Below are 20,075 nucleotides of genomic sequence, written 5' to 3'. Positions count from 1 at the left end.
CGGCTGAACGCCGCCTCCTGACAACCGAATTAGCCGCGCGGGCAGATTTCGTTGTCATTGAAGAAGTACGCCACTTCACGCTCAGCAGAAGCTGCGGAGTCGGAACCGTGAACAGCGTTCGCGTCGATGGAAGAAGCGAAATCCGCACGGATCGTGCCGGCATCGGCTTCTTTCGGGTTGGTGGCGCCCATCAGGTCGCGGTTTTTCAGGATCGCGCCCTCGCCTTCCAGAACCTGAACCACAACCGGACCAGAAGTCATGAAAGCAACCAGGTCGTTGAAGAACGGACGCTCTTTGTGCTCAGCGTAGAAGCCTTCCGCCTGCTCCTGGGTCAGGTGCATCATCTTGGCAGCAACAATTTTCAGGCCCGCTTTCTCGAAGCGGCTGTAGATTTCGCCGATCACGTTCTTTGCTACTGCGTCGGGCTTGATGATAGAGAGCGTACGCTCAGTTGCCATGGTATTACTCCATTAAGTTCAGGGTTAAAATTCAGGCCTGCGATTATACGCAGTCCAAGGCCGGCTGCCTACCGCACTGAGCGCAGGCGGGATACAACATCAATGATGTGCTTCCCGGCAAACTCCACGTCATCGGCGGAGGTAAAACGGCCAAATGAAAAACGAAGTGCGCGGTGGGCCTGCTCGTCATTCAGGCCGATACCACGAAGAACAAACGAGGGCTCCATCGTGGCAGATGCACAGGCGGAGCCGGAAGAAACAGCCAGCTCGCGCAGGCCAAGCATCAGGGATTCGGCTTCAACACCGTCAAACGAGAGGTTTACGATGCCCGGCACACGGTGGTCTTGACTTCCGTTGAGGCGAACGCCCTCCAGCGCAGACAACCCCGCCAGAAAGCCGGAGCGCAACTGTTCGAGCCTCTCGATTTCCTCACCAAGGCGCTCCCGGGCAATCGCAAATGCCCTGCCCATACCCGCAATCTGATGAGTGGGCAGAGTACCCGAACGCATTCCGCGCTCGTGCCCACCACCATGAATCTGCGCCTCAATACGAACCTCGGGCGAGCGGCGAACGTACAAGGCCCCCACCCCTTTCGGGCCGTATACCTTATGACCGGACACTGACATCAGATCCACAGACATCTCACTGACATCCACCGGTAGCTTGCCGGCGGCCTGGGCAGCATCCACGTGAAACAGAATCCCCCGCTCCCTCAGCATGGCCCCAATGGTAGCCACGTCGGTCACGCAACCAAGCTCGTTGTTCACCATCATCAGGCTGACCAGGACGGTATTGTCCCGCAAGGCTTCCGCCACCTGCTCCGGCAGCACCCGACCATCTCCCTGCGGCACCAGCCAGGTGACGTCGACACCCTGCTGCTCAAGCCACTTGCAGGTATCGAGAACCGCTTTATGCTCAATAATCGAGGTGATGATATGAGGATTATCGTGCCCGGCAACCGCGCCCTTGATTGCCAGGTTATCCGATTCGGTGGCACCCGATGTCCAGACAATTTCCCGCGGGTCCGCTCCAATCAGCTGTGCAACCTGGCGGCGGGCATTTTCCACTGCCGCCTCCGCCTGCCAACCGTACATATGGGAGCGCGATGCCGGGTTGCCAAATACGCCATCCATCGTCAGGTACTTCGACATTTCTTCAGCAACAGCAGGATCAACGGGCGTCGTGGCCGCGTAGTCAAGGTAGACGGGCTTCTTCATGGTATGTTTGGGCTTGAATTTCAGGCCGGCGCCTGGCTCGACAGGCGGTCGGTATTGATCGTATCAGAGTCGCTGCCTGACTGACGGCGATTCTGGCGGTCCGCAACCTGGCGGATTTCATGTTTTTTCATCAGATCCTTCAGACTGATTTCGCTCAGGAACTGATGAATCTGGTCGCTCAGATCAGACCAGAGGTGATGCGTGAGGCACTTCTCGCCCTTCTGGCAGTCACCCTTGTTGCCACAGCGCGTGGTATCGAGGGACTCACTCACCGCATCGACCACCTCGGCAATGTACACATCACCGGCGTCCCGACTGAGACGATATCCACCTCCGGGACCACGGATGCTGATCACGAGATTTTCTCGACGAAGGCGCGCGAACAACTGCTCCAGATAGGACAGGGAAATTTCCTGGCGGGCTGAAATATCTGCGAGACTCACCGGCCCCTGGTCTGCGTGCAGAGCCAGATCCAGCATTGCCGTTACGGCATAGCGGCCTTTGGTCGTGAGTTTCATTACGTCAGCCCGAGCTTGGATATGAGTCCCGTAAAACAGCTGCGAGTATGAATTGACCCACTAAAACAGTCAAGTATTACCCCTGCCGTTGACTGGGCTCATCCCTCACGCAATCGAAGTCCTCTTCTGCCAGCGGAGGCAGCTCGCCGTTGGGATAATCGGCATTTAGCTTCTTCAAAGCCTGACACATGTTTTCAATACGGTCGTCCACCGCATGCATGTGATCCAGGAGCGCGCGAACGGAACGCGCCACCGGGTCCGGCATTTCCTCAGTTACACCGTAGGCATCGAATCCCATTCGCTCTTCCATTTCCTTCCGGCGCTGATTATCACCTTCCTCTTCCGGTCGCTTGACGATGACGCGACCCGGAATACCGACCACGGTCGCACCTGCCGGAACCTCTTTGGTAACCACGGAATTGGAACCTACCTTGGCCCCCTCGCCCACTTCAAACGGACCCAGGATCTTGGCGCCAGCACCCACAACCACCCCGTTGCCTATGGTTGGATGCCGCTTACCTTTGTTCCAGCTGGTGCCACCCAGTGTGACACCCTGATAAAGGGTTACGTCATCACCGATAATGGTGGTTTCGCCGATCACCACCCCCATGCCGTGATCGATAAAAAACCGGCGACCGATCTTGGCGCCCGGGTGAATCTCAACCCCGGTAAACCACCTTGCAAGAGTGGAAATGGTCCGCGCAATCCACTTTAGGCCGAGCCCCCAGAGCCAATGGGACATCCGATGGAACAGCAGTGCATGCAAGCCTGGATAGTTGGTCAGAACCTCGAACGTGTTCCGGGCCGCCGGATCACGATGAAAAACGCTGTTAATGTCTTCCCTTAAACGCTCGAAAATGGCCATCTTTATTCCTTTTTCTGGGCCCCGGAATCCGCCGAAGCTGATTTTACAGATCCCTTGGTACCGACTGCTTTCTGGATGGATGACAAGATGCCCCGGAGGATATTCACTTCCATCTGATCCAGTTTTGCCCGCTGGAACAGACGTCGCAAGCGAGTCATCAACTGCCTCGGGTTCTCCCTTCGATGAAAAGAGACATCCACCAGAACCTGCTCGAGATGGCTGAAAAAGCCCTCGACATCGTTAACCGATGCGAGCTCAACATCCCAGCCTTCATCTCCGGGCATCGTCATAGGCTTAAGATTGGGGTTCTCCTCACCCCCTTCAAGACCTCGAAGGTAATGCATTCTTAATTCATAGCATATCACCTGCACCGCCATCGCCAGATTCAGCGAGCTGTAGTCCGGATTCGAAGGGATATGAATATGGAAATGACAACGTTGCAACTCTTCATTGTTCAGACCGGAGCTCTCACGGCCGAACACCAGCGCAACCGTCCCTTTCGCAGCATGTGCTCCGGCGGTAGCTGCCGCTTCGGGCGGTGCAATGACCGGCCAGGGCACCTTTCGACCCCGGGCACTGGTACCCATAACCAGGACGCAATCGGAAATCGCTTCATCCAGGGACCCGACAACCTGCGCATTATCGAGAACATCCGACGCGCCCGACGAACGGGCATAGGAGGCTTCATCGGGGAAGGAACCGGGGTTAACCAACCAGAGATTTCCCAACCCCATATTTTTCATCGCACGGGCAACCGCGCCAATGTTGCCGGAGTGGGAGGTTTCGACCAGGACAATCCGAACCTGATTCTGAAAAGTGTCAGTGCTTTCCTGAGGAAGCGCCGGTTTATGCATCGCTACGACATCCAGACCTGATGAGAAAGCGGCAATGGTACCAGAAAAGCAACCGGTGCCGGTTATTGTAAGTTGCCGTAATCCATTGCTATCCGTGCTATTGCTGAGTCAAAAAACATACAAGCCACAGTAAGTTTTGCTATGATAGCCGGCCTTCACACACTCGGACATTGAACACTCAGATGCAACCAGCGATCAAAATGGCCCTGCGCGTTGCGCGCCAGGGTTCAGACTATCTGAAAGCCCACTTCGAGCGTCAGGAACCCAACACCAAGAATGATGGCGAACTCCGCCGTCAGCTGGACCGGGTTGAACAGTCTATTTACGACAATTTCAGCGAGCAGTTGGAAAAGGCCTACAAGGACCACGCCATCGCGCCGCTGAACGAGGCTGATGCAGGTTCCAACGAGCGTAGCTGGCACATCTTTCCGCTGCTCGGAAGCGAGAACTTCCTGCGGGGCATCCCTGACTTTGTCATCGCCCTGGCGCAGAAAAAGAACAACCGCACCGAAAACCTGCTGATCATTAACCCGGTTACCGGCGAGGAGTACTCTGCCAGCCGGGGCCATGGCGCAGCGCTAAACAGCCGCCGCGTTCGGGCATCCCAGGTCAAGACACTCGACCAGGCCGCGATTGCTTCCAACCTTCTGGCGCAAGCGAAGAAAAGTGACGACGCCCAGCTCTGGGGTGAGATGTCTGCAGCTCTGGCCAGTGAGGCCGCCATGATGCGTACCTCCGGTTGCCCGGTACTGGATATCGCTCGCGTGTCCGCCGGCCATCTCGACTCCGCCGTACTCTTCCGCCCGCAAGCGGTGGATCTGGATCTTGGTGGCACCCTGGCGATGGAGTCCGGCGCATTGGTTGGCGACTTCTCCGGAAACCCGTCTACCAGCAATGCCCGGCAGCTGGTCGTTGCCAATCCGAAGCTGTTCCGTGAAGTCCTGAAAGCGCTTCACCCTTTCCGGGGTCGCCTGCCCCGCTGATAAAACAGCAGCCATAAAAAAACCGCCAGTCCCGAGGGATGGCGGTTTTTTTGTGCCGGAACGGCTGAATCACATCCGATTCAGCCACTCGGGTGGCTCTTCTTCCTCCACCTCTTCACCAACAGCCCCCTCTTTCTGCGGCAACTGCAGGTCCTCACGGGAAATGTGCAGCGCGAGCAGCATATTGGCCGCTACGTAGATAGAGGAATAGGTACCCACGACAACACCAATGATCAGCGCCAGTGAGAAGTTGTTGATGGCCTCACCCCCGAACAGGTAAAGGGCCAGCAACACCACCAATGTGGTACCGGAGGTGTTGATCGTCCGACGGATCGTCTGGTGGATCGAGGCATTAATGATGTGCCAGGAGTCGCCCTCACGCATCTTGCGGAAATTCTCCCGGATGCGGTCAGCCACAACGATGGTGTCATTCAGCGAGTAACCGATAACCGCGAGCAAGGCCGCGAGTACGGACAGGTCAAACGTCCACTGGAACAGTGCGAACACCCCGAGAACAATGATGACATCGTGGGCCAGCGGAACCACCGAAGCGATACCAAACTTGAACTGAAAGCGCATACCAACGTAAATCAGCACCACCGCCAGCGCCAGGAGCATGCCCAGGCCACCGTCCTCGCGTAACTCTTCCCCCACCTGGGAGCCGATAAACTCGGAACTGATGAGCTCAAGCTCGGCACCACTGGCTTTCAATGCCTCAGCGACTTCAAGACCTACCTTGTCGTTATCCGCTTCGGCAAGGCGCACCAGGACCGTGGTGTCTGAACCGAAATTCTGAACCACAAACTGTTCATAACCCGCCTCTGTCAGAGTGGTCCGAACATCCTCCAGCGCAGGAGCCTCCGTGTACTCGAACTCCACCGACGTACCGCCGGTGAAATCCAGCCCCAGATTCAGGCCGCGAACCGCCAGCAACAGGATCGAGGCGATGACCAGCGCGATCGAAAGCACGGAAGCAGCCTTCCGAAGCCCCATAAAATCAAATGGCTTTTTCTCTTGATCAGACATTTGCCAGCTTTCCTCCGATCGACAGCTTTTCGACCTTTCGACCACCGTATACCAGATTCACAATCGCCCGGCTGACCATCAGGCCAGAGAACATGGACGTCAGGATACCGAGGCACAGAGTGACGGCGAAGCCCTTCACCGGGCCGGAGCCCATGGCAAACAGAATCACGGCCACCAGCAAGGTGGTGATGTTCGCATCAAAGATTGAGACGAAGGCGCGGGAATAACCAGCGTTAATGGCCGACTGAGGGGGGGCCCCGCCCTGCAATTCTTCACGGATCCGCTCGAATATAAGAACGTTGGCGTCAACCGCCATACCCACGGTAAGAACAATGCCGGCAATACCGGGCAGCGTGAGCGTGGCCGACAGAATCGACATGCAAGCTACCAGCAACATCAGATTGAGGGTCAACGCCACATTGGCGATCAGGCCAAAACCGCGATAATTCACCAGCATGTAGGCCAGAACCAGAGCAAAGCCAAGGGCAACCGACATGACGCCCGCATCGATGTTTTTCTGACCCAGGCTCGGGCCGATGGTCCGTTCCTGCACAAAGTACATCGGTGCCGCCAGCGCACCTGCCCGCAGCAAGAGCGCCAGCTCTGCTGCTTCAGGAATGGAATCCAGACCGGTGATCCGGAAACTGCTTCCAAGCGCCGACTGAATGGTCGCCAGGCTGATAATGCTCTTCTCGACCACCCGCTTATCAACTTCCGTCATTTCTCCGTCAACCATGCGGTTTTCGGTCTCGGTACGGAACTCAATAAACAGCACGGCCATCCGGCGGCCAACGGCGCTGCGTGTTGCCCGGTGCATCTGATCACCACCAATGGAATCCATGGTGATATTGACCTGAGGCTGACCATTTTCGTCGAACGCCTGCTGGGCATTGGACACGTTGTTACCGGTGGTGATCACCTCTTTCTCAAGGCGAGCGGTTCGGCGGAGATTGTCCCGGAAACCGAACTCTTCCACTTCGCTGGCGCTGGCATCAGAGCGTGCTTCCAGACGGAATTCCAGGTTGGCAGTCGCGCCAAGAACACGCTTGGCCTGAGCGGTATCCTGCACACCCGGCAGCTCAACGATAATTCGATCGGCACCCTGGCGCTGGACCAGCGGCTCAGCGACACCCAGTTCGTTAACCCGGTTGCGGATGGTGGTGAGGTTTTGCTCCAGGGCGTATTCCTGGATGGATTTCACTTCGATCTCAGACAGGGACAGAACAATCTGCCGTTCGTCATCAAGGGTACGCTCGTTCATCAGGAACTGATTGTAGCGATCGCGAATCAGATCAAACGCTTCCGAGCGCTGGGCTTCATCGCGAAAGCTGAGAACAATCTGTCGGCGACCTTCGACGTCACCGCCCCGGTAACGAATGCGTTCTTCACGAAGCTCTCGCTTGATCTGGCTCGACATCGCCTCAAGGCGCTGATTGACGGCCGTATCCATATCCACTTCAAGTAGGAAGTGAACACCACCGCGCAGGTCCAGACCCAGTTTCATGGGGCCGGCGCCCAGACTCTTCAGCCAGTCGGGAGTGGAAGGCGCCATATTAAGGGCGACCAGGTAATCTCCGCCCAGTGCTGACTGAACCACAGGACGGGCCTGCAGCTGGTCTTCCGCACCGGTCAGACGAATCAGGGCATCCCGATCCTGGAGAGAACTGTCTTTAACCTCAATTCCTTCAGATTCCAGCGCCTTCACGGCTCGCTCGAGAACCGAGGCATCCACCTCGGTGCTGCTGCGGGAACCGGTAATCTGGATGGCGTAGTCGTCCGGAAAGAGATTGGGGAGTGCATAAATAAACCCGACCACCAGGGCGATCAGGATTATCAGATTTTTCCAAAGCGGGTACTTGTTCAGCATGGGATCCTTCAAGCCGGCCGGCTGGCCGGCCGTGGTGTTTCAGCCAGTTAGACTTGTTATCGGCAAGGACCTGGCTCAGATGTCCTTCAGGGTGCCTTTCGGCAGAGCGGCGGCAACGGCGACCTTCTGAACCTTGATTTCGACGTTGTCAGCAACTTCAACAACAATGAAGTCATCGGTGACCTTGGTGATCTTGCCGGCTACGCCACCGGAGGTAACCACTTCGTCACCCTTGTTCAGGCCAGACATCAGAGCCTTGTGCTCCTTCGCACGCTTGGACTGGGGACGCCAGATCAGGAAGTAGAAAATCAGGATAAAGCCGGCAAAGAAGATGATCTGTCCCATGGCGCCCATACCCTGAGGAGCCGCCGGATCCTGAGCCATAGCGAGTGCAGGCACCAGGGCCATCAGGCCAGCGATGAGCGTTTTCATTGCTTTCATTGATATTCTCCGTTGGTTTTTTTCTGGATTTTTCAGGCGGCCCCCAGCGGTGGAACGGATTCCCCGCGCAGGGCATAGAAGTCGGCTACAAAGTCGGACAATGTACCTGCTTCAATGGCTCCACGCAATCCGGCCATCAGGTTCTGATAGAACCTCAGGTTGTGGATCGTATTAAGCTGGGAACCAAGCATTTCTCCACATTTATCCAGATGATGCAGGTAACTTCTCGAAAAGTTCTTGCAGGTATAACAGTCGCAACGTTGGTCCACCGGGCCCGTATCGTGGCGATGCTTGGCGTTGCGGATTTTGACGATACCCTCGGAATTAAACAGATACCCGTTACGGGCGTTCCGCGTGGGCATGACGCAGTCAAACATGTCGACACCGCGCCGGACCGCCTCGACGATGTCTTCCGGCCGCCCTACCCCCATCAGATAGCGGGGCTTGTCCTCGGGCATCTTCGGCGGAAGATGGTCCAGGATCCGAATCATGTCTTCCTTGGGCTCTCCCACGGACAGCCCGCCGATCGCGAAACCATCGAAGCCAATGTCGGTCAGACCTGCCAGGGACTCATCGCGCAGTTGCTCGTACATGCCGCCCTGGACGATGCCAAAGAGCGCTGCAGGGTTACCCTCGTGAGCCTTTTTGCTCCGCGCTGCCCAACGCAGCGATAACTCCATGGACTGCCTGGCTTCTTTCTCCGTTGCCGGGTACGGCGTGCACTCGTCAAAGATCATCACGATGTCCGAACCCAGGTCACGCTGAACCTGTATAGCGATTTCCGGATTCAACTTGACCGGAGAACCATCCACCGGCGATCGGAAGGTTACCCCTTCTTCTGTGATCTTGCGCATTTCCCCGAGACTGAACACCTGAAAGCCACCGGAGTCGGTGAGAATCGGCCCCTTCCACTGGGTGAAGTCGTGGAGATCGCCGTGGGCCTTAATGACCTCCGTCCCCGGCCGAAGCATCAGGTGAAAGGTGTTGCCCAGGATAATCTGGGCCCCAATTTCGTGAATGTCCCGCGGCAGCATGCCTTTTACGGTGCCGTAGGTGCCCACCGGCATGAACGCTGGAGTTTCGACGGTGCCACGGGGAAAGGTCAGCCGACCACGACGGGCCCGGCCGTCTTCCCCGAGCTTTTCAAAGGACATGAAGCAGGATTCGCTCAAAATAGTTCCCCGACTCAATCTCTGTTGACGTTGTCAGCGGCATTCGCCGGGCCGATCAGCATTCCGCGGCTGGGCTCCTGACAAGTGATAAACATGGCATCGCCATAACTGAAGAAGCGGTACTGCTCGGCAACGGCCTCACGATACGCCCCCATGACGTTTTCATAACCGGCAAAGGCACTGACCAGCATGATCAGCGTGGATTCCGGAAGGTGGAAATTGGTGATCAGGGCATCCACCGTTTCGAACCGGTAGCCCGGACTGATGAAAATGTCGGTCTCGCCCTGGAACTCCCGCAGCCGCCCTCCCCGGCTGGCAGACTCCAGGGAACGAACCGATGTCGTGCCGACGGCGATGACACGGCCACCGCGGTGCCGTGCATGCTCGACAGCCTCAACGGTCGCTTGCGGGACATTGACCACCTCACTGTGCATGACGTGATCCTCCACCCGATCCACCCGAACCGGCTGGAAGGTGCCCGCTCCCACGTGCAGGGTTACGAACGCCGTTTCCACGCCCATGGCACCGATTTTTTCCAGCAAGGCATCATCGAAATGCAAGCCAGCCGTGGGCGCTGCCACTGCGCCAGGCTCCCGGGCGTAAACGGTCTGATAGCGTTCCCGGTCGGTGGACTCATCCGGACGATCGACGTAGGGCGGCAATGGCATGTGCCCGATTCGCTCAAGAACGTCCAGCACGGGCTCGGTAGCCACACAGGTCAGATGGAACAGCGCATCGTTCCGGTTAGTCATCCGTATCTGCGTGCCATCCTCGAGGGTAATCATCTGACCCTCTTTAGGGGACTTCGAGGCCCTTACATGGGCAAGAATCTCATGCTCACCCAGTACACGCTCCACCAGAATTTCGACTTTGCCACCGGTCTCCTTGGTGCCAAACAAACGGGCTGGAATAACCCGCGTGTCGTTGAACACCAGCAGGTCGCCCGGCTGGAGCAGGTCAGTGATATCGGAGAAACGCCGGTGCACTGTCTCGCCCGACATGCCGTCCAGGCACAACAACCTTGATGCGGACCGTTCAGTCAGCGGGTAGCGGGCAATGAGTTCATCGGGTAATTCAAAATGGAAGTCAGAAACGTTCATAGACAAGGCGAGGTCTGGGCACCGCGTTGATTAAAAAGTGGTGCGGAATTTACCACGGAATGCCCCGTGCCTAAAGCGCAAGAGCGTTTAATCGGGTGCCGGCGTTTTCTGTGCGGAGCCGATGTAAAGGTAGTTGCTGCGCAAAGAACGGTATGACCCTGGCGGCACGATGTTCTGTACCGAAATCACGAGTCCGGGGTGAGCATCAGAGGAAAAGCCCGTGGCCACACCAAGATAGCGCCCGTCCCGCTCCCGGGTGACAGAATCCTCCTGCCAGGAATCCCCCAGGCATTGCTGCACGGTCTTCAGGCTGTTGCGATACCGCTGGGCTGCAATCTCACCATCCGGTGTATTGGCAGAGCAAACGTAGGCACTGTCGCCGTCGTTCCACACCCATATTTCACAATGACCTTTCACCAATTCCTCTTTGGCGGCGTAAACCGTGAGCGACGTAAAGTCATTGCGCTTGCCCCGAAAGCTCTGAAACCCGCTGCCGAAATCCGCAATGATGCCTTTCATAGTGGTACAGGGATCATCCGTGCCTGCTTTCAGGTTGGCATCAGTGGCACAGCCGGTACCCAGGGCCATCGCAACACCCACGAACCAGAGACCCTTCCTGTTCATGCTGATCATTCTTCAGCTGGCCTCGGCAGGGTTTTCCGTAAGGCACTTACAACCGCTTCACCAAATTCTTTAGCGGCTTTGTCCAGCGACTCCGGATCCACTGTTGTGGAATACATCTGCCAGACAGGGTTCGTGGATTCGGTGTCGAACAGGGTCGATTTCAGCACGTAACTGGTGGATTCCTGATAGGTCTGGGGAACGACGGTCGTATCCATGTAGGTTGTGGACGCGAGGGGGCCTACTGAAGTAGTGATGGGCTGATACACCACCTGTTCCGGGACATAACGCGCTTCCCGGTCTTTGCTCATCAGGGAAACCACCAGAACGCCATCGTACTGGCCCGCAACGGCACTCTTTGCAACCAGTGTTTGCAGCTGTTCAGCATCTTCCCAGGGAACATCCGCATTGGCCATACCGAAGCGCCCGGACTCGAATTCGCTCTCGTTCATCTCGGCGACAATCTGGCGCTCCACCACATCCCGGACGGTTTGCTTGGCACTCACCACGAACACCAGCACTTTTTCATAACTCTTGCTGACCGTAGGCGCGGCCTCGATCCGGTCAACCCTTGTGCCGGACGATCCCCCACACCCGATCATAAGCAATGGAAGTAAAAGGCAGGCCAATCTCAAACTGGTCCCCATAGCGTTCCCTCTGGCACGTTTGCTGACAAATCCCTTGGCTAACACCAATTTAAGATAGATCAATTCAAACAACGCGCAACGCAAGCAAAAGCGTCACATCGCGCCAGGGGAGGTATCAATGGGAAACAGACAAAGGTTCCGAAGGCATGTCAGACGCTACGCCGTCACGGATACAGAAACCAAAATAAGGGAGAGGCTGGTAGCGGCGGGCGGACTCGAACCGCCACGGGTTTTACCCCAACGGATTTTGAATCCGTCGTGTCTACCAATTTCACCACGCCGCCATGGGAAAGTGTGGGCGATTATACTGAGCCTGCGGATGAAAGCAACTGGCCGGCGGACGATTTCTCCAGCCGGTTTAGGCGATTAAAGCGGGCTGGACAAGAGCAGTCCGACCACCAAGGAAATGATGACCGGAAATAGGTCAACCTACCTAAGATGCGAACTACTCGGGCCAGCAACTCCATTACCACCCGTCAGCAGATGGTAGTCTGGGCATAATCCACAGTACAAAAATGCTTTATTGGGGCCAACGGCGGACGAACTCAGCCACCTCCGGACGTGGCACCCGCGGTTTCTCAGACACAATTGAGCCGGTATACAGAAAACCGGTGATCGATTCTCCCTCTGCCAAACCAAGACCCTGAGCAACAGATTGGCTGTACGCAACATCCCCTGTCCGCCACATCACACCGAACCCGGCGTCCTGCAGCGCCAGAGCCAGAAAACTCATACTCGCCGCCGCCGACATTACCTGTTCTATTTCAGGAACCTTAGGATGAACTTTCGGAGATGCAATCCCCACGATCACCATCGGCGCACGCATGGGCGATTTACGCAGCTTCTCCCATTTCTGGTTATCGGCCTCGTCGGCACAGGAACGGGCGAACAACTCCCCGAGAGCATCAAGCCCCTCGCCCTCGACGATCAGGTAACGCCAGGGGCGCAACAAAGCGTGGTCCGGCGCCCTGGCCGCGCACGCCAGGGCTGTGTTCAACACATTCTGGTCAGGTGCCGGTGCCTGCAAACGCGGTTCCGACGATCGGTTGAGGAGAAAATCGGTCAATGAATTCATATGACTCCACCGTTTACTTTTCGATCAAAATCAGCAACACGACAACACATGAATGCCGATTCCCTTAATTGTCGCTTACCTTTAATGCTGTTAATCTTTAAGCAATACAATGGTCAAACCAAAAAACTATAAGAGCATCCTGAAAGCACCATGAGTGATCTCCAGAGTTTTCGCAATTTTGCTGAATTCTACCCGTACTACCTGGAAGAGCACAGTGACGTTACCTGCCGTCGACTGCACTTCGTCGGTAGCCTTCTGGTTCTGGTTGTTGGTGCCTGGGCCCTGCTATCGGGCAAGTTCGTCTGGCTGCTCAGCTTGCCGGTGATCGGTTACGGCTTTGCCTGGATTGGCCACTTCAAGTTTGAGAAAAACCGACCAGCGACCTTTAAATATCCCTTTTACAGCCTGATGGGCGACTGGGTGATGTTTAAAGATATGCTGGTCGGCAGGATCCGCTTCTAACATGCTCAGTGTACCGGCAGAATTACGCGCCACGCCCGGCTCATCCGGCAAGGCTCCGGCATCCGATAACCCCCCGGTTGTTATTCCCCCTATGCCGGATTATAACGGCAGGGCTCTAGCCTACACGGCCGTGGCCGCCATGCTCATCACGGGCGTTCTGCAGGGTGTTTTCCAACAATGGCAGCTGTGGCTGGTGGTTGCGGCGTTCATCTGGCCCTACACCGCCTATGTATTGACCCGCCGCACATTTCTACGAAAATCCCCTCGCATCCGGCAAAAAATGCTGATCTTCGATTGCGTGGTGGGTGGAGCCTTCATCGGCTGCATTGGTCTCGTGGCTATCCCCTCGGCGTCAGTTGTCCTGATGCTCATGTTCAGCTGCCTCATCGTTGGCGGCATACGCCAGTGGATGCTGGGTACCGGTTTTCTCGCCGCCACCACCTCAGCAGCACTGGCAGTTGCAGGTGGTCCGGCGGAAACTTTCCACGCCCCCCTGATCACCAGCATCATTTCTATCCTCGCCACGGGTATTTATATCTGTGTTACAGCCTATTACTCCCACCAGCAGGCCCAGGCCCTGATGCTGGCAAAAACCCAGATACAGAATCAGCGCGAACAATCCATTGCGCTCTCGCACAAACTGTCCAAGTACCTCTCACCTCAGGTCTGGCAATCCATCTTTACCGGCGAGCGGGACGTTCGGCTTGAAACCCAACGTAAAAAACTGGTGGTATTTTTCTCAGACATCAAAGGTTTCACCGAACTGTCGGAAGAAATGGAGCCAGAAGCGCTGACCGAGCTTCTGAACCACTACTTTAACGAAATGTCCGAGGTGGCCCTGAAATACGGCGGCACGATCGACAAGTTCGTGGGCGACTCCATCATGGTATTTTTCGGGGATCCTACGAGTCGGGGACAACGAGAAGACGCCATGGCATGTGTCTCAATGGCCATCGAGATGCGCAAGCATATGAAGATCATGCGCCAGAAATGGCGTAGCCAGGGCATCAAAACGCCGCTGGAAATCCGCATGGGCATCAGCACCGGCTACACTACCGTCGGCAACTTTGGCGCGGAAAACCGGATGGACTACACCATCATTGGCAAGGAGGTTAACCTCGCCAGCCGACTGGAATCCCTGGCGGAACCCGGCGAAATCCTGGTTTCCTATGAAACTTTCTCCCTGATCAAGGACCGCATTATGTGTCGGGACAAGGGAGAAATTACGGTCAAGGGGTTTGGCAAGCCCGTTCCCATCTACGAAGTTGTCGATTTCCGGCGTGACATGGGACCGAACCGCAGTTTCCTCGAACATGAACACAGCGGCTTTGCCATGTACCTGGACTCTGAAAAAATCACCGAGAAAGAACGAAAGGCCATTCTGTCAGCCCTGGAAGATGCCGCCGATCGGCTCCGCCAGGAAGAAGACGCAACCTGACGTTGCCCCCTCCCACCAGCGCCAGCCCTTTACCCTATTGCCGTACCAGGCGAGGACCAGCCCCCCCGTCGGGCTCGGTACTGCGCCAGGGGTTAATATCCAGCCCGCCTCGACGAGTGTAACGGGCACAAACCGTCAGCCGGCTTGGCTGACAAGCTTCCATCAAATCAGTAAACAGCGTCTCTACGCAATGCTCATGGAAGTCCTGCTTCTGGCGGAAACCGACGATGTACTTCAGCAGCCCGGACCTATCTATCTTCGGCCCCGTATAGCTGACCAGGACCGTCGCCCAATCAGGCTGCCCCGTCACCGGACAGTTACTTTTCAGCAGATGAGAACATAGCTGCTCCGTTACCAGGTCGCCGCCCGCCTGCAGCGAGTCGGAGGAATATTCGTACACAACATCCGATACAGGCTCGTCATCTATTAACTCAAACCCTTCTGGGCGCCCCTCTGCTTCACCGGCAACGTCCACGCTGTGCATCACCACCTGAACCGCCGCGCCGCAGGCACTGGAAAGATCCCGCGCAATGGTTTCCTTCACCTGCTCCGAGGAGGAAAAAACCGTCTGATTAAATGAATTCAGGTAAAGCTTGAGAGACTTGGACTCAACGATGGCCGGCGATGCAGCGGGAAACCGCAGCTCCGCCCAGGCTACCGCCGGCACACCGCTGTGCCGGAGCCACGACACCTCCCAGGCCTGCCAGAGGTCTTCCCCGAACCAGGGCCAGCGCCCATCAGCCAAGCCCAGCCTACGCCGGTTTTCGTCCCGGGCCACTGGGAACAGCAATCCGGCATCGTACCGTTCTGGGTATTCGCTGGCCTTGCCCAGCGGAGCATCGTGTAGTGCCATATTGGTTCCTGTAATCAGTGTCGAATGCCCTTGCCTCGGGCAAGCATTGTCAAAGCAACGAACACAAGACCCGCGATAAACACGAGAATCATACCCAATGAAACGTAGGGGTTGACGTCCGAAACCCCCAGTATTCCAAATCGAAATCCATTGACCATGTATAGAATCGGGTTCAACAAAGACACGCCCTGCCAGAAATTCGGAAGCAAATCGATGCTGTAAAAGACGCCTCCCAGGTAGGTCAACGGTGTCAGAACAAAGGTAGGCACGATCGAGATATCGTCGAACTTGGTGGCCAGCATGGCATTAATGAAACCTCCCAGAGAGAACAGTGCGGAGGTCAACACCACGGTCACGATCATCATCGGCAGACTGTGTATCGACAGGTTGGTAAAGGCCAGGGAAAGCAGAGTCACGAGCAAGCCAATACTCAGGCCCCGGGCCATACCGCCACTCACATACCCGGCGAGAATAACCCAATTGGGAACCGGTGATACCAGCAACTCCTCAATGCTTCTCTGAAACTTCATGGAGAAAAACGATGACACCACATTGGCATAGGAGTTGGTAATCACCGCCATCATGATCAGCCCGGGGACGATAAACGCCATGTAATCAAAACCACCCATTTCACCGATTCGGGAACCAATCAGATTGCCGAAAATAATGAAATAGAGAGTCATGGTAACGACCGGCGGGAGCAGGGTCTGGGCCCAAATTCGGGTGAACCGGCGGATCTCGCGAATAACGATCGTATAGTAGGCAGTTAGTATGGCTCGGCTCGTCATTCCGCTACCCCCTCTGCCGGTTTGGCGGACGACGCATTTTCTTCCACCATGCGGATGAACAGCTCTTCAAGCCGGTTCGCTTTGGTTCTCATACTGACGACCTTAATGCCCATGTCTTCCAGCTGGACAAACACCTGATTCAATCCCTGCCCTTTTTCGACATCCACCTCCAGGGCACCTTCACCATCAAGACGGCAAACGAAACCAGGGAGTTCAGGCGGAGAGTCGAGGGTTACCTCTGTATCGAGCACAAAGGTTTCAAGGCTCAGTTCCTGGAGCAAGTCCCGTTTGCTGGTATTTTTCAGGATTCGGCCATGATCGATAATGGCGATGTTACGGCAAAGAGCCTCTGCCTCTTCGAGATAGTGAGTCGTCAGAATGATCGTGGTCCCCTGACGATTCATTTCCTCCAGAAAAGACCACATAGACCGACGGAGCTCAATGTCTACTCCTGCCGTTGGTTCGTCAAGAATCAGCAAACGGGGTTCGTGGACCAGAGCCCGGGCAATCATCAACCGGCGCTTCATGCCCCCGGAAAGCATTCGTGCAGGGGAATTACGCTTATCCCACAAGCCAAGCTTTTTCAGGTATTTTTCCGCGGATTCAGAGGCCCTCCTGAGGGGAATCCCGTAATAGCCAGCCTGGGTGGTAACGATATCGAATACTTTTTCAAACTGGTTAAAGTTGAACTCCTGGGGCACAACACCCAGATTCATTTTGGCTTCCGAAAGATTCGTATCGATATCAAAGCCAAACACTTTGACCTCACCGTCGCTTTTGTTGACCAGCGACGAGACGATCCCCAACGTCGTTGACTTGCCGGCACCATTTGGCCCGAGGAGCGCGAAAAAATCCCCTTCGGCAACCGACAGATCGATCCCTTTCAGCGCCTGAAAGCCGTCACCATAGGTTTTGGTCAGGCCCCGAATATCTAATGCTTGGGTCATAGAAAGTCCTGAACTCGTCATACGGGAACACCAGGGCTACCCCGCCAGATTGGATTCAAACCTTCAACAATGGTGGCAAGCTAACGAATTTCAAGGTTCAGCATGACTGGGAGCGAAGCCGACGAACATCAGAACTGCGACAGGTTTCCCGATATACCGGCCACCCTGCCTTTATAATCCCGTTACAACAACTTACAAAGCAACGAGCCAACTGGCTTGGTTCATTGGCTCACTCGAAGGAAGCGTGCTACCCACCATGAGATTTGTTCAGTCGAACCGTTTTTCTCTAACACTGGTTTCCACTGTGCTCCTGGCCGGCTGCCTGGATATAAGCGGCTCGGACGACGCCACCGACGATAGAAGTGTCGGACGACTTAATTTTAACGGCATCAGCGGACTTACCTACCAAACCCAGAGCCAGCGGGGCCAGGTCACCGAGAACGGTGAGTTCAAATATTATCCCGGCGAAACACTGACCTTTTGGGTTGGCGATCTGAAACTTGCGGACGTAGTCCCTGCTCAGGAATTTGTGACACTTCTGGAGTTTCTTCCGGAAGTCCGCTCGCAACTGACAAATACCGCACCAGACTCAGACGGGCTGTCAACCCACAAAATTACGGAACAAGAACTTCTGGAAGACAGCGCCCAGATGAACCTGACCAGATTCATACTCGCGCTGAACTGGACTGCTGATGTCGCATCAGATCGAACGATAGATATCCGTGAGCGTGTAATCGAGCAAATCAACGATGCGTTGCCAATGATTGAAGGCGAGATCGACTTTCAAGTTAGCGAGTTAGAGTTCGCCTTGAAGGACGATGACAAACTCTCACCAGCAAACCAACTACTCTCGAAAATATGCTTCTATCCTGAAGAGGACGAACGCTGTTCCCCCCCGCCCAGCCAAGCAGAAATTGAACAGGCAGAACCCATTCCAGCCGAACCTAACGAGATCGACGAGAACAAGATATATCGAGAGGACCTCGTAGCCAAACGAGCACTTATATTGTCCTCGACTCGCTCCATTGACAAAGTGCGTCGAGACAATGCCCAAGCTTTTATGGTTAACGAACTCAACGATATAACAACGCTCGTTTCAAACCGCTATTACCTCGATGACTATGTCGCAAACCACTCTGCCTCAGACACCAGCCTGCAAACCGCCGAGATCCGACAAATTGGTAGAAGCACAAGCCTGGTTGACATGGATGCGATAAGCACACGCCCGCACGACGTAGTCCTTCACTCTACAAGCTGGCAGGACGCCGAGATCGAATACTTCGTGGCCGGCGAGCCGGGAGGGGAATCCGAGCTGATCCTCAGCTTCCGTCCGGAGGACACCTACCGGTGGATCAGGAAGCAGCTCAGAGTTGTGATCGAATAATCAACCGCTGAGGAGCCGAGAAAGGCTCCATCGGGATTCACCACCCGTTACATCGTAGCGGGACGGATCGAGATCTTTGGTGCCATTGGGCAGGCACTCTCGAACCGTCAGTGATTCATCCGCCATGCGCTGCTCATTGAATTTGGCCAGATCAATGACCTTGGCGGTTTTGAGCGCCTTGTGTTTTTCGTCAGTCATCACCATGACGCGCGGCCAGAGTCGACGCTCCGGTGAATGGGACATAACGATACCCCGACGCCCATCGCTCAGCTCAACCAGACTCCCGGTCGGATAGATGCCAATGGCGCGGATAAAGCCCTCGACCAGATCTTCCTGAAATTCGATATTGCGCATTTCATAAAGCATGGCCACCGCCTTGGCAGGGGTCATGGGTTCAGCAACACCACGAGGAGCGATCAGTGACTCGAAGAACTCGCCGATGCCAGCCACCTTGGCCAACAAAGGAATCCGATCGCCTCTTACCCCCTCGGGAAAGCCAGAGCCATTGTGGCGCTCGCGATGACTCTGAACCACACTCAGAACAGCACGGGACAAACCACAATCGGCAAGCGCGGCGACGCCGCGAGATACATACTGCCGATACTCAGCATACTCTTCGGAGCTCATCCGACCTTCCTGCTCGAGCAGTGCCTTCGGCAGATAACATTTACCAACCTGGGAAAGCAGGCAACCAAGCCCGAGATGGTTCAGCAACGTTTCGTTGAGACCAAGATGCCGCCCGCACACCAGCGCCCAGACGGCCGTATTCAGCGAGTGCCGATAAATGTAGTCGTCGTGTTCACGAATCCGGCTCAGCCACAGCAAAGCATCCGGTTGACGGACGACACTGGCAACCATTCTGCGTGTTATTTCGGCCACAGGCCGAACATCCGCCACACCCTCATGGCGAATCGTGTCGAACAGGCGCTGCAGAGCCATCTCGGCATCATCAAGCAATTTACGGGAGGTCTTGATCTCTTTGTTGAGAGGAGTTTCCCTGGAGTAGCTCACCGGCTCGCGAATGTTCAGCGGCGGCAACTGAATTTCATTCCGCCCTTTTTGCTTGGCACGGCGCCCAAAGATAGGTTGCTTGCTATCCGGTAGCGCCTTTGGCTGCCGGGCTTCAGAAACGTCGACCATCACCCATTTGCAATGGGACGACAGAGCCCGTACATCATCCTGAGAGCGGATATAGAAGCCCTGGATGGGAAATGGGGTCTGGTGCCATGGCCGATCCAGATCCGACACGAACATGCCCGCTTCCAGATCCTGGACCATGATTTTTCGCTGCTGGACGCCCACAAGTCACCTCATTAAGAAATTTTCCTCATTTAACATTGTGAGCGATCCACAGGAAGA

Annotated in this window: 21 protein-coding genes and 1 tRNA gene; 4 read left to right on the top strand and 18 right to left on the bottom strand. The window is 55.7% G+C overall.

Features of this window, described 5'->3' with window-relative positions:
* Positions 1 to 29: 29 nt before the first annotated feature.
* From ndk to trmJ, 5 genes are all read right to left on the bottom strand, one after another.
* Positions 30 to 458, bottom strand: coding sequence for a nucleoside-diphosphate kinase (ndk, locus tag QVZ43_RS09720; RefSeq protein ID WP_223795533.1), 429 nt, complete (start codon positions 456 to 458; stop codon positions 30 to 32).
* Positions 459 to 526: 68 nt separating this feature from the next.
* Positions 527 to 1,675: an IscS subfamily cysteine desulfurase gene (locus QVZ43_RS09715; protein WP_302909778.1), complete on the bottom strand. Its 1,149-nt coding sequence runs from the start codon at positions 1,673 to 1,675 to the stop codon at positions 527 to 529.
* Between the two features lie 20 nt (positions 1,676 to 1,695).
* Positions 1,696 to 2,193: a Fe-S cluster assembly transcriptional regulator IscR gene (gene iscR, locus QVZ43_RS09710; protein ID WP_302909777.1), complete on the bottom strand. Its 498-nt coding sequence runs from the start codon at positions 2,191 to 2,193 to the stop codon at positions 1,696 to 1,698.
* 76 nt (positions 2,194 to 2,269) lie between these two features.
* Positions 2,270 to 3,052, bottom strand: a complete 783-nt coding sequence (cysE, locus tag QVZ43_RS09705) for a serine O-acetyltransferase (protein WP_223795601.1) — start codon at positions 3,050 to 3,052, stop codon at positions 2,270 to 2,272.
* A gap of 8 nt (positions 3,053 to 3,060) precedes the next feature.
* Positions 3,061 to 3,912 (bottom strand): tRNA (cytosine(32)/uridine(32)-2'-O)-methyltransferase TrmJ, encoded by an 852-nt coding sequence (trmJ, locus tag QVZ43_RS09700; RefSeq protein WP_302909776.1) that lies wholly within the window; start codon positions 3,910 to 3,912, stop codon positions 3,061 to 3,063.
* 182 nt (positions 3,913 to 4,094) lie between these two features.
* On the opposite strand from trmJ, the gene QVZ43_RS09695 reads away from it, so the two are divergent.
* On the top strand, positions 4,095 to 4,895 hold the full coding sequence (locus QVZ43_RS09695; protein WP_223795529.1) for an inositol monophosphatase family protein: 801 nt from the start codon (positions 4,095 to 4,097) through the stop codon (positions 4,893 to 4,895).
* A 69-nt stretch (positions 4,896 to 4,964) separates the two neighbouring features.
* Here QVZ43_RS09695 and secF read toward each other — a convergent pair whose 3' ends face one another.
* The 9 genes from secF to QVZ43_RS09650 all read right to left on the bottom strand — a co-directional run bounded on the left by secF (position 4,965) and on the right by QVZ43_RS09650 (position 12,844).
* Positions 4,965 to 5,921 (bottom strand): protein translocase subunit SecF, encoded by a 957-nt coding sequence (gene secF / locus QVZ43_RS09690; RefSeq protein WP_302909775.1) that lies wholly within the window; start codon positions 5,919 to 5,921, stop codon positions 4,965 to 4,967.
* Complete coding sequence (gene secD / locus QVZ43_RS09685) at positions 5,914 to 7,788, bottom strand: protein translocase subunit SecD (RefSeq protein ID WP_302909774.1); 1,875 nt, start codon at positions 7,786 to 7,788, stop codon at positions 5,914 to 5,916. The genes secF and secD overlap by 8 nt, the downstream gene beginning before the upstream one ends.
* Positions 7,789 to 7,863: 75 nt before the next feature.
* Positions 7,864 to 8,229, bottom strand: coding sequence for a preprotein translocase subunit YajC (yajC, locus tag QVZ43_RS09680; protein ID WP_263283174.1), 366 nt, complete (start codon positions 8,227 to 8,229; stop codon positions 7,864 to 7,866).
* 32 nt (positions 8,230 to 8,261) lie between these two features.
* Positions 8,262 to 9,383: a tRNA guanosine(34) transglycosylase Tgt gene (gene tgt / locus QVZ43_RS09675; RefSeq protein ID WP_223795599.1), complete on the bottom strand. Its 1,122-nt coding sequence runs from the start codon at positions 9,381 to 9,383 to the stop codon at positions 8,262 to 8,264.
* Between the two features lie 32 nt (positions 9,384 to 9,415).
* On the bottom strand, positions 9,416 to 10,501 hold the full coding sequence (gene queA, locus QVZ43_RS09670; protein ID WP_302909773.1) for a tRNA preQ1(34) S-adenosylmethionine ribosyltransferase-isomerase QueA: 1,086 nt from the start codon (positions 10,499 to 10,501) through the stop codon (positions 9,416 to 9,418).
* An 87-nt stretch (positions 10,502 to 10,588) separates the two neighbouring features.
* Entirely contained in the window at positions 10,589 to 11,125 is a 537-nt protein-coding gene (locus QVZ43_RS09665) for a hypothetical protein (protein WP_302909772.1), read from the bottom strand.
* 5 nt (positions 11,126 to 11,130) lie between these two features.
* Positions 11,131 to 11,769, bottom strand: a complete 639-nt coding sequence (locus QVZ43_RS09660) for a hypothetical protein (RefSeq protein WP_302909771.1) — start codon at positions 11,767 to 11,769, stop codon at positions 11,131 to 11,133.
* Between the two features lie 197 nt (positions 11,770 to 11,966).
* Positions 11,967 to 12,053: transfer RNA gene (locus QVZ43_RS09655), tRNA-Leu, on the bottom strand.
* A 236-nt stretch (positions 12,054 to 12,289) separates the two neighbouring features.
* Positions 12,290 to 12,844, bottom strand: coding sequence for a nitroreductase family protein (locus QVZ43_RS09650; RefSeq protein ID WP_302909770.1), 555 nt, complete (start codon positions 12,842 to 12,844; stop codon positions 12,290 to 12,292).
* A 150-nt stretch (positions 12,845 to 12,994) separates the two neighbouring features.
* Between QVZ43_RS09650 and QVZ43_RS09645 the strand changes: the two genes are divergently transcribed.
* Positions 12,995 to 13,306 (top strand): Mpo1-like protein, encoded by a 312-nt coding sequence (locus tag QVZ43_RS09645; protein ID WP_302909769.1) that lies wholly within the window; start codon positions 12,995 to 12,997, stop codon positions 13,304 to 13,306.
* Position 13,307: 1 nt separating this feature from the next.
* Positions 13,308 to 14,744, top strand: coding sequence for an adenylate/guanylate cyclase domain-containing protein (locus tag QVZ43_RS09640; RefSeq protein ID WP_302909768.1), 1,437 nt, complete (start codon positions 13,308 to 13,310; stop codon positions 14,742 to 14,744).
* A gap of 34 nt (positions 14,745 to 14,778) precedes the next feature.
* Here the strand turns inward: QVZ43_RS09640 and queF are convergent, their stop codons facing one another.
* From queF to QVZ43_RS09625, 3 genes are read right to left on the bottom strand one after another with little or no spacing between them, the layout of a single operon-like run.
* Complete coding sequence (gene queF, locus QVZ43_RS09635) at positions 14,779 to 15,597, bottom strand: NADPH-dependent 7-cyano-7-deazaguanine reductase QueF (RefSeq protein WP_223795520.1); 819 nt, start codon at positions 15,595 to 15,597, stop codon at positions 14,779 to 14,781.
* 14 nt (positions 15,598 to 15,611) lie between these two features.
* Positions 15,612 to 16,385: an ABC transporter permease gene (locus tag QVZ43_RS09630; RefSeq protein WP_223795519.1), complete on the bottom strand. Its 774-nt coding sequence runs from the start codon at positions 16,383 to 16,385 to the stop codon at positions 15,612 to 15,614.
* On the bottom strand, positions 16,382 to 17,332 hold the full coding sequence (locus QVZ43_RS09625) for an ABC transporter ATP-binding protein (RefSeq protein ID WP_302909767.1): 951 nt from the start codon (positions 17,330 to 17,332) through the stop codon (positions 16,382 to 16,384). Before QVZ43_RS09625 ends, QVZ43_RS09630 begins: the two co-directional genes overlap by 4 nt.
* A 256-nt stretch (positions 17,333 to 17,588) precedes the next feature.
* On the opposite strand from QVZ43_RS09625, the gene QVZ43_RS09620 reads away from it, so the two are divergent.
* Positions 17,589 to 18,716 carry an organic solvent ABC transporter permease gene (locus QVZ43_RS09620; protein ID WP_302909766.1) on the top strand — a complete coding sequence of 376 codons (1,128 nt, stop codon included), beginning with the start codon at positions 17,589 to 17,591 and terminating at the stop codon, positions 18,714 to 18,716.
* On the opposite strand, the gene QVZ43_RS09615 is transcribed toward QVZ43_RS09620, so the two are convergent.
* The gene (locus tag QVZ43_RS09615) at positions 18,717 to 19,994 is read right to left on the bottom strand and encodes a cyclic di-GMP phosphodiesterase (RefSeq protein WP_302909765.1); all 1,278 of its coding nucleotides are present in this window, start codon (positions 19,992 to 19,994) and stop codon (positions 18,717 to 18,719) included.
* Positions 19,995 to 20,075: the final 81 nt, after the last annotated feature.

Origin of the sequence: Marinobacter suaedae (assembly GCF_030519635.1) — a bacterium.
GTDB lineage: Bacteria > Pseudomonadota > Gammaproteobacteria > Pseudomonadales > Oleiphilaceae > Marinobacter > Marinobacter suaedae.
The sequence above is the reverse complement of the archived record's forward strand: the minus strand, read 5'-3'. Positions and strand labels throughout refer to the sequence as shown.